This window comes from Anaerovibrio sp. (assembly GCF_024697385.1).
GTDB lineage: Bacteria > Bacillota > Negativicutes > Selenomonadales > Selenomonadaceae > Anaerovibrio.
Genome location: NZ_JAILFV010000207.1, coordinates 1 through 11550 on the forward strand (window position 1 = coordinate 1; position 11550 = coordinate 11550).

The window sequence follows — 11550 nt, forward strand, 5'->3', positions numbered from 1 at the left end:
ATAATATTATAAAAAACATATAAAAGCAATTCCTACATTATGTAGGAATGTTGCCGATTTTATTTAATCTAATTTTAATGTATATTAAAAAAAATATGGTAAATGGGGTATATAGGCTAATAATTTGTCTCTTTACCATAAAGGATGATAATCTGCTGCTGTAAAAGATTATGTTTGCAGATTAGGAGAATAAGCAGCGAAAGGCTGTAAAGGAAAATGGGGGAGTAATATGGCTATTAGGACTAGCCGGCTATCCAAGCTGATTGCCGTGGCAATGCTTGGATTAAGCCTGTCAGGGGGCAGTGTGGCAGCTGCTCAGGCCAGTGATGCAGAAACTGAATTGGCAGCACTGGAAACTGAGTTGGCGGCCTTGGAGGCTGAACTGGCACAGGAAAGAGGGACAATCAAGGAAGAAAAGGCAAAGGTTACAAAGGAACCTAATAAAACTGCCATATCCGGAGATGCAAGGGTTAAATATGCTTATCTGGGCAACGGTGCCAACTGGTATTACCGTGGCAGAATTGCCTTGAAACATGATATTAACGATACGGTATCTGTATATGCCCGTTGGGGATTGATGAATGATAATCCAATGGGATTATCTGAGCATTATACCCATAAAATCAATACATTCAGTACCAAAAATTATCAGCAGGGTTATTCCCCTGCAAATATTATTTATCCTGATATGGATGCTACAGATGGTTCCTGGGTGTCTGATGCCAATCTTCAGGTAAAGAGATTTTTGGGTACAGATAAGACCACCTTGGGGCGTTTTGGCCAGACCTTCGGTTCCACTGGCCTCATGGGAAATGAGGATTCCTATGGCGGTATAGATGGTGTTAAGTTTGACTGGTCCGGCAAGGTTGGCGCTTTGACTGTTGGATATGCCAAGTTTGGAGCATTGTCCAAATATCCAGCCATAAATACCGGTGTGGCATTGACCACAGGTACAGAATATGTTGGATCTGCTTTCCAGAGAAAGCCAATCGAACAGGCATTGTTTATTAACGCCAAGGTTAACCTGGGCCCAGCTGTAAGCCTCCACGGTATGTGGATCAAGGAAATGAATAATGGTAAATCCCAGTTGATTGCCACAGGGTCAGCCTATACACCATATTTCTTTGATAATCCAAATGAATATGATTTAAGAGGCGTGGGTATTACTGCCCAGATTACACCAACCCTTAAGCTGGTAGGCGATTATATCATCAATGCCAATGATTTCCAGACCACATTGGGCGTTGGTGCTACCAGTGCTGCAAAGGCCAAAAGTAAATACGGCGTATATAAATATCCGCGCCAGAAGGCAGAATACATCAGCCTGCGCTATAAGGAAGCCAAGTGGGGAGACAAGGGCTCCTTTGGTATTAATCTGGATTGGAGACATATAGATCCATCAGTTCGATTGGGAGCTTATGCTACTGCAAACAATGATTATTATGTAATGAACAATACCATGTATAATTCCCTCAGTATGGCGGATGATCTCCTGGCTGAGGATGGTGTGAGAGGTCCGGTATTGGGTATTCATTATATGCTTACCAAGAATGTAAAGATATCACTTCTCCAGACCTTTGCAAACTCCATGAACACTTATCAGTTCAGTTTTGAAAAGAAGTCCGGTGGTTATTGGTCATACCTGAACCGTGTAAATGAAAAGGCTGACAATATGACAGTTCTTTCAGTTACTGCCAAATTCTAAGGGAGGGAATAGATATGAAAAACAGTAAAAAGTTATTGGCTTTGACACTGAGTACTGCCTTCTCTTTGAATATTGCCGCTGTAGCCAGTGCTGAGCCAAGTCCTGAGCAGCTGGATGCATTGCGTGCAGAGATCAAGGAACTGCGTCAGGTGTTGAAGGTGGAAAAGGCCAAGCATAAATATCAGAAGGCCAAGGATATTGAGCGTGGCAAGGAATGGAACATCCACGGTGATGTTCGGACCAGATATGCCAAGGTGGACCATGAGGATGTGCTCACCCAGCGTTTCCGTCTGTCAATTGATCATCCGGTAGGTGATACCATGCGCTTTGTAGGTCGCTGGGCCGTGATGAATAACAATGAATACGGACTTTCCACCCAGTATGCCAAGAGCCTGTTTAGGTGGAACAATGCCAATGTATATGACAGCAACAAAACCTATCCTGATTTTTCCGCTGCGGATAACAATTGGATTTCTGATGCTTACATTGATATGTATCGAGTATGTGGTTCTACACTGACCATAGGACGATTTGGGCATACCTTTGGTGCTACAGGATTCTGGTCCGATGCCGATGCCAGCGGTGGTATTGATGGTGTAAAGGCCAGCTTCGATTTCCGTGGTGGCAAGGATAATTTGACAGTTGGTTATGCCAACTTCTCACCTGCCCAGGATTATCCGAAGTATGTAACTGGTGGTACTTCAGCTACTTATGCCAGTGGTGCCAATGCAGCTCCTTACTACTTCAGTAAGGGCATAGGTGATGCATTGTTCATTACCGGCAAAAAGCAGATCGATGACCAGTCCACTATATATGCTTCCTGGCTCCATCAGTACCGTACAGCCAATAAGAACTCCTCGCTGATGGGTTCAGAGCTTACAGGCACCACTTCTGTAATCAATGGCAACTGGGATGGCGCAAAGCATGATATATGGGGTATAGGCTTTAAGCACGACTTTAACAGCAATCTCACCCTGCTGGGAGATTATATGAACAACCGTTGCTTCAATGCCCATCAGGATGCGGTATATCTCAGCCTCAGATATAAGCAGGCTGATATCACCAAGCATGGTACCTTTGGCCTTAATCTGGATTATCGCCGTATTGGGGCACCATATACCCGTGACAACAAGAAGGGGACTGAGTATTTCTCCATACTGGCAGGCAATAGATTGTCCAGCGATATGACTCTGGTAGAGGATAATGCCAAGGGCTTTGTATTCGGCTTCCAGTGGGTTCCTGGCAAGAATATTCTTATCGAGGGCCGTCAGGCTATTGGAACAAAATATACTGATACCGGTAACAAGGCACCAGATTATTCATCTTTGTCAATATCAACCAAGTTCTGATAAGCAGTAAATTTATGAAAGTGGAGTGAATTAAATGAAAAAATATTTAGCAGCAGCGATGCTGGTTTCATTGAGTCTTGGATTCGCTGGCACGGCATTTGCTGCGGAGTCTCAGGATGTAAATGATATTAAGTTTCAGCAGCTGAAGGCCAGGGTGGAAGCCCTGAGGTCTCAGGTGGCTGATGCCAAGAAAGAAAACAAGGAAATAGAGGAAAAGAAGGACAAATCAAATGTAATGCGCAAGCTGAAGCTGTCCGGTGATGTGCGTGTAAAGGCTATCAATCAGCATATTGGAAAGCATACCACCATTACAGAGTCAGTCCAGCTGTTGGGTCATTACAGCTTTGACAAGGACTGGATGGTAGGTGGAAAGCTGGGCTTTATGTCCGATAACAATATGGGAACTACCACCAGGGATACCTACAACATGCCTAATTTCTCTGCCGGTGATCAGCGTTATGATGATTATCAGGCTTCGGACAATATTTGGATTATGGGATTGTATTTAAAGAAGAATAATTTCCTGGGAAATAATTCGATTCAGGTAGGGCGTATGGCACCAGGTATTCTGGCTACCCAGTATTGGTCAGGTGCGGGATCTTCCGGTTTTTATGATGGTGTGCGGTTGGCCTTTGGCAACCAGGAAAATTTGGAGCTGTGGTATGGTAACTGGGGTGGAGTTGATACCTACGATAAATATTGGAATCACATGAATAATTTCAGTACCACCAAGACCAAAGCCCTGGAAAAGAACTTTATGATCCTGGCCAAGCATAAGCTTAGTCCTGTAACTACGGTATATGGCTTCTTCCTGAATGAGCTGCAGGATAAGGAGGCCGGAGATGCAAACTATAAGATGCGGGGCATTGGTTTCAGTACCAGCTACAGGGATTGGCGACTGGCCGCTGACTTTACCAAGAATATTGCCAATGGTGCAGTAGGCCGGTTCTTCCGCCTGCGTTATAAGGGCTCTGACAGGGCTGTTCCAGGAACCTGGACCCTTGGCCTTGACTACATGAAAATTGAACCGGGCAACCTTTATGCATCTGCCCTTAACGGTGTAAATGATATCAGCATGGGCCTGAAGGATTCAATTGGTATTGACGGCTTTGTACTTTGGGGCGATTATATTCTGCGCCGCAACCTTCGTGTGGCTGCATATCAGTCCATCGGGCGTAAGGCGACTAATTCTTATCATGCTGATAGCTATGGTACTTGGTATAAGGGTAGCTCAGCACCTATGTACTCCAGAATTCACTTTATCTGGAGCTTCTAAGTCGAATCAATATTGAGTTTATAGGAGGCATAGCCTTATGGATAAAAAAATATGGCAGCAGGCAATCAGCCGAAGAAAATTTTTGGGACTGTCTGCTGGTGCTGTATCCGGCATGATGTTCAGCAACCTCTTTCATCCAAAGAAGGTAGGGGCAGCTGCCGGTGAAGAATATCACAGATTTGTGGTACTGACAGATGTTCATTGCCCAAGTGAGCGTGACCCTGAGAAGATTGCAGCCATTGAGGAGATAAATACCTGGTCTGATGTGGACCAGGTGGTTGTTACCGGCGATGTGGTTTTTGACATCGGCAATCAGGCTGAGCTGAATGCGGCATCCAATGTACTGGACCACATCAAGGCACCGCGTTATGTACTGACAGGAAATCATGACTATATGTATTCAGATTATACAAATCGCGGCGGTCATTTCCAGTGTGGCCCTGATGAAAGAGCAATGAAGCTGGAACGCTTCAGAAAGCATTTCAAGATGAACGCCCTGTATTTTTCCAAGGATTTGGGACAGTATCATCTGGTATACCTTTCTCCGGATGACCTGCATACCACTTATCTGACCTGCATGTCACCTGACCAGCTGGCCTGGTTGGAGGTAGACCTGAATGACAACAAGGACAAGCCTACCATCGTGTTCTTCCATGGCTCCCTGGAGGGAACCTGGGACAGCAATGGTAAAGCCTGGCCGAACCATCCGGGCTTTATGGCACAGCCAAAGGATTTGGTAAGGGGAATCGTAGCTGATAATTCTCAGATCATGGCCTGGGTTTCCGGACATCTCCATCTGGGTGCATACAATGAAAGCTGTATAGATCCAAACCTTTACACCTACAGTGAGCACGGAGTACCAAATATTCACAATCCGGCCACTTTGGGAACAGGCTATATGTACAGCAAGAGCCGTGATGGATACAATAAATATCCGGCAATCTGGACCAAATCATATTACCTGTATAAGGACAGAATGGAAGTAAGGACCTATGACCATACCAATCACAAGTTTATTCCTGAGCTTGATGTGGCCATTAAAATATTAAACAAATAAATGAGCTGCTCAATTGGGGGGTTAATATGTCTAGGAAGGTATCTATCATCATGGCAGTATGTATGCTGGTTTTGGGCATAGCTGCTACTTGTTCGGCTTCCATGGGAGGACCTGGAGAGAATATTCGCATCATGGTATACGGTGATTCCAATACTTGGGGATTTACCCAGCGCCCTGGAGTAAAGCGCTGGCCAAGTAATGTACGTTGGCCTGGTGTATTACAGAAGGAGCTTGGAAATAAGTACACGATTATTGAGGAAGGCCTTTCCAGTCGTACTGCTGGTGAGGACAATTATGACAATGGGCTCAATGAAGCTATTCAGTATGAGCTGAATTTCAATGGCAGACCAACATTCATGCCGCTTTTGAAGAGCCATATTCCTCTTGATCTGGTGGTAATCATGCTTGGTACAAATGATATCAAGGTGAGGTTCCATAAGACTCCTGAAGAGGTAACTGCAAATGTGGAGAGACTTGTCAAAATGGTAAAGCAGAGCTGTGATCCGGAAAAGGAATGGTACGGTTATGGTGTACCGAAGGTTCTGGTCATAGCACCTGTACCTGTAATGGCAACCAAAAATTCCTTTGCACCAAAGAACGCAGCTTCCCGTGAGCTGGGACCTTTGTTCAAGGAAATGGCTGAGCGCAATGGCGTTGAATTTCTGGATGCCTGGGATTACATCAAGGTTCCTGGCATGCCGGATGGAATCCACTTTACTGCAGAACAACATAAAGCTCTTGGGGTAGCTGTGGCTGCCAAGGTCAAGAGCATGCATTTGGAAGAATAATATCATACCTGCATAAATACCAAAGACCGTGGAGGCAATTTTAATTAATTGCTGCCACGGTCTTCACATTTATATAGCCATATTGGAATGTTTAATATACTTCCGGTCGCCGGTCATTAAAAACATCAATGCTTTCCTTGATTTTATCCTGTATGGCAATTCTCAGATTGGCATGGATTACTTCCCCTTCCAGTTTGCTGCAGGAGCCCTGGGCCAATATTTCTCCCCAGGGATCGATTATGGTGGAATGTCCGCCCAGGTGAAAATCCTCACCATCAGGGTCTGATATGCCGTTGACACCTACCACAAATATCTGGTTTTCTATGGCCCTGGCCCTGAGAAGGGTATCCCAGTGCATCAACCGTTCAGAAGGCCAGGCGGCAGGAACGAAAAGAACACTTATATCTGCCAAGGCCAGGCTGCGTATGTATTCCGGAAAGCGGATATCATAACAGGTGGCTATGCCACATTTTATGCCGTCCAAGGTGAAGGTTACCATACGGTCTCCCGGGGTGAAGTCACGGTCCTCACCACTGGGGGAGAAAAGGTGTACCTTGTCATAGGTGGCAATCAAATTGCCGGACCGGTTGAAAATATAGCTGGTATTGTATATTTTTCCGCCACGGTTGGTGGGAACGGAGCCGGCTATTATGTTCAGCATGTATTTTGCGGCAAGCTGGGATATGGACTTGATGGTATGCTCGCCATCGAGATCGGCAAAATGACTGATTGGCTTTGGATAAAACCCGGTATTCCACAGCTCGGGCAGTACCACCACATCAGTGCGCAAGGTGGCAATATCGTTGAGCATGTGTTCCATTGAGTTTGTATTATATATTTTGTTCCCGGTTATTATGGGAAGCTGAACAGCGGATACCTTCATCAAATCAGCTCCTTTTTTGAATGTATTGCTGTATACCCGGGGCCTGTGGCAAATATCCACCAAAGGTCCGGAGTATTCCTTGAAAGGGATTTTTTCAAGGTAAATCTGTACTTTTAATAGCTATTACAGTAAAATTGATGTGGGTGATATAATGGAAAAAATAGCTTTTGCAGTGGGCGATATAGTCCGTATGAAAAAAAAACATCCATGTGGCAGCAATGAGTGGGAAATAACCAGAACTGGCATGGACATTGGTATAAAATGTATGGGATGTTCTCATTTTGTCATGATGCCTAGGGTGAAATTTGAGCGTATGGTACGCGGAATAGTAGAACGCGATTAACACCCACTATTAAATTATAGCATGGTCCCTAGGGGTGTCAAATCCTGAAGGGTAAAGGTTTTGGGAGGTGGTTTGATGCAAAAAAACGTCAAGGACTCAGCTATAGGTAAATGGTTGGCTGCAATTGGGGTATTTTGTGCAGTAACTGCGATTTTTTGGCTCTCCTTCAGGGGGATAAGTCAGTATGTGACCCAGGACAGTACAACGGAAACCCAGGATATGGCTGCCCGGTGCAGTGACGACCTGGGAAAACTGGGGCGTGGACTTGTAGCTGAGACTGACCGTCTGGCAGATGCAGCCCGCACTCAAAGAATAAAGGATGATTGGTTTGTGCCTGAGGCAAAAAAGCTGATAGCCAGTGACTCCAGGATAATGGGGGTGCAGTATTCGCCTTTGGGGCGTCCTGCCGTATCCTGGCCTGCCGGTTTTACTTTTAATACCGGCGGTGGGCTGACCACTGCTTTCATGAATATGCAGGGGACTGTTATGACCGGAGATGGAGTTTCCGTGGTGATGTCACCTGTAGAGGCTCCTGGTGGTACATTGGGAATTATCTCCATGTCACCGGTTCTTGCCTATAACAGCAAGACCCAGAAGTTTGATTACCTGGGGAATGTTGCAGTGCTGTTTAAGCTGCCTGATGCCTTGGAGGGAGATTCATTGCAGGCCATCAGGGACTCAGGAAACAGGTTTCGTATCTATGGAAATAATCCTGCCCTGGAAAATGATGGGCTGATGGCCACATCAGAGGGGGCGATGGCTGAAGATGCAGTTTCGGCTTCAGCCAAGGTTCCCGGCGGATATTGGCAGGTAAAATTGAATGTTCCGGACAGCTGGACACAAAAAAGCCATTCTGTGAGCATCATTATCAGCCTGATAGCCGGATTGTTGCTGGGGGGACTGACTCTCTGGGGATTGACAGTACGCCAGCAAAGAAATGAAACAAAACACCTGCTCATGCGGGACAGCATTACAGGCATTGGCAATAAAAAAGCCCTGAAGCTGGAGCTGGAAAGGATGTGCCGTCAGCTCAAGGGACATTTTGTGGTTGCGTTCATAGATATTGATGATATGAAGGGGATAAACAGGTCCCGTGGCCGGGATGCAGGCGATGCCTTTCTCAAGGCAACCGCCACAAGAATGGCTGCCTGCCTGAAAAAGGGTGATTCCCTGTTCCGCCTGGAGGCCGATTCTTTTGTGGCCATTATCGATCATGAATCCCTGGATGGCGTTTCGAAAAGGCTGGAGGATATCAAGGCCGGGGCTGCAGTTCCTTTTGATTATAATGGTGCTGCAATATCTGCAGGTATCAGTGTAGGCTGTTCTGCTTTTCCTATCGATGCCAGAAAACCGGCCGAACTGATTCAGATTGCCGACAAGCGCATGAATACAGCCAAGGGCATCATGATTACCGAAAATATTGATTGGCTGGCAGATGAGGAGCTTGTAGAAATTCCTCAAGATGCCGAGCCGGATAAAGGACAAAAATAATGATGAAGAATAAGAGTTGGATATTGTTGTTTACGGCATTGCTGCTGGTAGCCGTTTTGGGGACATGCCATGCTGCCCATAGAGTGGACAGACGATTTGTTGATAGTGATGGCTATACAGGATATTATGTCGATGTGAATTCCATCAGCTACGATGGAGGAAATGAGCTTTCGGCTGATATTTATATTGTCAAGGCCAGATATAATACCATGTTTATGTATAGGACCAATTTCAACAGGGCTGATCAATCATATCAGTATATGGCAACCAAGGTATATAAATATGATACCAGGGAGCTTACCGGACAAAGTGATGTGCCTTCACTGAGGGTGGGTTATTCCAGGACCAGGGTGGGGAATAACCCCATAATGGAAAAGGTGTTGGATTATGCCATACATTGGAAAAATACACATTTATATCTTACCAAGGAAGGAGAACTGCTGGAATAGAGTATAAAGTGTTATCCTTGATTTACCGTACAAAGATAAGGTGCAACCGAAATGCACCTTATTTTTTATGTTTATGAACCGTTGCATCAAATAAGACTTTACAAACTTAAAGACAGGGCATATACTAAAGGAGTAGATATTGGAAGTATGTATTTTGTCAGAAAACATACTGAACAGGATGGAAAAGTTTTTTCCTTTTTTGAAATTAATATTTGTGGACAAAGATGTTCCGCAGCCCTTTGTTTAGGGTGGTGCGGATTTTTTTATGCCCTATTAAAGATTACAGGGGCTCCTTTTAGGAAGTGTCTGTTGATATTATAGATATCTGCTGGATAACAAGGAGGAATTATTATGGATTATGCACTTGTGATAAAACAGGTAAATGACTTTGTGTGGGGGCCGGTTATGCTGGCTTTGCTGGTTGGTACGGGAATATTCCTGACTGTCCGGCTGAAGTTCAAGCCTTGGTTGAATCTGCCCTACGCCGTCAAAATGATTGTGGCAAAAAAAGATACGTCCGCCGGTGATGTTACACCTTTTCAGTCCCTGATGATTGCCCTTTCCGCCACTGTTGGTACCGGTAATATAGTGGGCGTGGCCACGGCAATGGTTTTAGGTGGCCCGGGGGCCCTGGTGTGGATGTGGATATCAGCGGCTTTTGGTCTGTCCACTAAGTATGGTGAGTCTGTACTGGCTGTAAAATACCGTGAAAGCAATGCCCTGGGAGAAATGGCCGGTGGCCCTATGTATGCCATGAAAAATGGTATCGGAGGGCCTATCGGAAAGATTTTGGCAGCACTGTTTGCCCTGTTTGCAGTTTGTGCCTCCTTTGGTATTGGGAATATGACCCAGGCCAATTCCATTGCTGCAGCCTTCAGCTCCAGCTTTGGTGTGGAGCCTGCCCTTATCGGTGCCATATTGGTAATTCTTTCCCTGGTTGTGCTCTTTAAGGGGATTCATTCCATAGGTGTGGTATCAAGCTTTGTGGTTCCGGTGATGGCTGGATTCTATGTGGTGGTTGCTGTCATTGCCATTGCAGCTAATGCAGCTAACCTGCCGGCGGGTATAGCAGAGATTTTCCGTATGGCCTTTGCCCCTGATGCAGTAGCCGGTGGTGTGGGGGGGTCCATTGTGGCATCGATGCTCACCGCCATGCGCTGGGGTGTTGCCCGTGGTGTATTCTCCAATGAGGCCGGCTTAGGTTCTGCGCCGATTGCTGCCGCAGCGGCCAAGACAGACCATGCTTCGCGTCAGGGCTATGTAAATATGACAGGCACATTTTTTGATACCATGATTATTTGTGTGTTGACCGGTCTGGTAGTCGCTTCTTCCGGTATGCTTGGAACCATTGATCCTGCCACCGGCAAGGCGGTATCAGGTGCCCAGATGACTATTCTGGCCTTTTCCACGGTTTTTGGTGAGCATGCCAGGGTGATAGTTTCCTGTGCATTGGCGTTGTTTGCCTTTTCAACGATTCTCGGCTGGGAGTACTATGGTGAAAAGGCCCTTGAATATCTGGTAAAAAATCATGATGTTACTGTTATGTACAGGACAATTTATGCCTTTATTACGTACATTGGCGCCACTCAGACCCTTGATTTGGTATGGGATTTCTCGGATACTGCCAACGGCCTTATGGCAATACCGAACCTTATTTGCCTGTTGTGGCTGAGCAAGGATATAGCCAATGAATGCTTTGATTTTGAAAAGCGGGTAGTGGAAAAAGAAAAAAATGGGGAGCGGGTTGACCTGTCCCTGGAAATTGAGGACTAACAGCCTATCAAATTGTAAAGGTAATACCCGTGACCTGTTGATACTGTAGTAATCTGCAGGAATATCATGTAGTAAAAATTCTTACAAAACAATATTTTTTAAAATAATTAAAATAAGATTAAATTTGCCCAAATAATAAAAAAGTGTCTTGCAGGTACTTGCATTAATAATTTTGCTGTGTTATGATACCAATGTATCGAGGAAAATTAGGCATCTGATTTGAGGGAACATGGATACTCACGGAGGAGAGCCTGAGAACACCTCGATAACAAAAAAATTTTTTTAAAGGAGGAGTTCTTATTATGAAAAAGACTCTCGTATCCGCATTGACTACCGCTCTGGTAGTAGGCGCTGCATCCACTACTTTTGCAGCTGCCAATCCTTTCGCTGATGTTCCAGCTGATCACTGGGCATATGACGCTGTATCCGAGCTCCA

The 11550-nt window shown here is 45.4% G+C and carries 10 protein-coding genes and 1 pseudogene; 10 read left to right on the forward strand and 1 reads right to left on the reverse strand.

The genetic code is table 11. The annotated features are described in order from the left end of the window. Nucleotides 1–229 precede the first annotated feature (229 nt). The 5 genes from K6C05_RS10925 to K6C05_RS10945 are packed head-to-tail and all read left to right on the forward strand — an operon-like array spanning nucleotide 230 to nucleotide 6175. Nucleotides 230–1705, forward strand: a complete 1476-nt coding sequence (locus tag K6C05_RS10925; protein WP_296734706.1) for a hypothetical protein — start codon at nucleotides 230–232, stop codon at nucleotides 1703–1705. Nucleotides 1706–1719: 14 nt separating this feature from the next. After that, complete coding sequence (locus K6C05_RS10930) at nucleotides 1720–3054, forward strand: hypothetical protein (protein WP_296734709.1); 1335 nt, start codon at nucleotides 1720–1722, stop codon at nucleotides 3052–3054. Between the two features lie 34 nt (nucleotides 3055–3088). Then, a complete protein-coding gene (locus K6C05_RS10935) occupies nucleotides 3089–4330 on the forward strand; it encodes a hypothetical protein (RefSeq protein ID WP_296734712.1) in 1242 nt (413 codons plus the stop codon). Between the two features lie 37 nt (nucleotides 4331–4367). Further along, nucleotides 4368–5387 (forward strand): metallophosphoesterase, encoded by a 1020-nt coding sequence (locus K6C05_RS10940; protein WP_296734715.1) that lies wholly within the window; start codon nucleotides 4368–4370, stop codon nucleotides 5385–5387. Between the two features lie 26 nt (nucleotides 5388–5413). Continuing rightward, on the forward strand, nucleotides 5414–6175 hold the full coding sequence (locus K6C05_RS10945) for a GDSL-type esterase/lipase family protein (protein ID WP_296734718.1): 762 nt from the start codon (nucleotides 5414–5416) through the stop codon (nucleotides 6173–6175). A gap of 91 nt (nucleotides 6176–6266) precedes the next feature. On the opposite strand, the gene K6C05_RS10950 is transcribed toward K6C05_RS10945, so the two are convergent. After that, nucleotides 6267–7058, reverse strand: coding sequence for a carbon-nitrogen family hydrolase (locus K6C05_RS10950; protein ID WP_296734720.1), 792 nt, complete (start codon nucleotides 7056–7058; stop codon nucleotides 6267–6269). Between the two features lie 151 nt (nucleotides 7059–7209). Between K6C05_RS10950 and K6C05_RS10955 the strand changes: the two genes are divergently transcribed. From K6C05_RS10955 to K6C05_RS10975, 5 genes and pseudogenes are all read left to right on the forward strand, one after another. Continuing rightward, complete coding sequence (locus K6C05_RS10955; RefSeq protein ID WP_296734722.1) at nucleotides 7210–7401, forward strand: DUF951 domain-containing protein; 192 nt, start codon at nucleotides 7210–7212, stop codon at nucleotides 7399–7401. 75 nt (nucleotides 7402–7476) lie between these two features. Continuing rightward, a complete protein-coding gene (locus K6C05_RS10960; RefSeq protein ID WP_296734725.1) occupies nucleotides 7477–8892 on the forward strand; it encodes a GGDEF domain-containing protein in 1416 nt (471 codons plus the stop codon). Beyond that, nucleotides 8892–9341 (forward strand): hypothetical protein, encoded by a 450-nt coding sequence (locus K6C05_RS10965; RefSeq protein WP_296734728.1) that lies wholly within the window; start codon nucleotides 8892–8894, stop codon nucleotides 9339–9341. Before K6C05_RS10960 ends, K6C05_RS10965 begins: the two co-directional genes overlap by 1 nt. Before the next feature lie 351 nt (nucleotides 9342–9692). Next, nucleotides 9693–11114, forward strand: coding sequence for a sodium:alanine symporter family protein (locus tag K6C05_RS10970; protein WP_296734730.1), 1422 nt, complete (start codon nucleotides 9693–9695; stop codon nucleotides 11112–11114). A 302-nt stretch (nucleotides 11115–11416) separates the two neighbouring features. Continuing rightward, a pseudogene (locus K6C05_RS10975) lies at nucleotides 11417–11550 on the forward strand (S-layer protein); the annotation flags it as partial.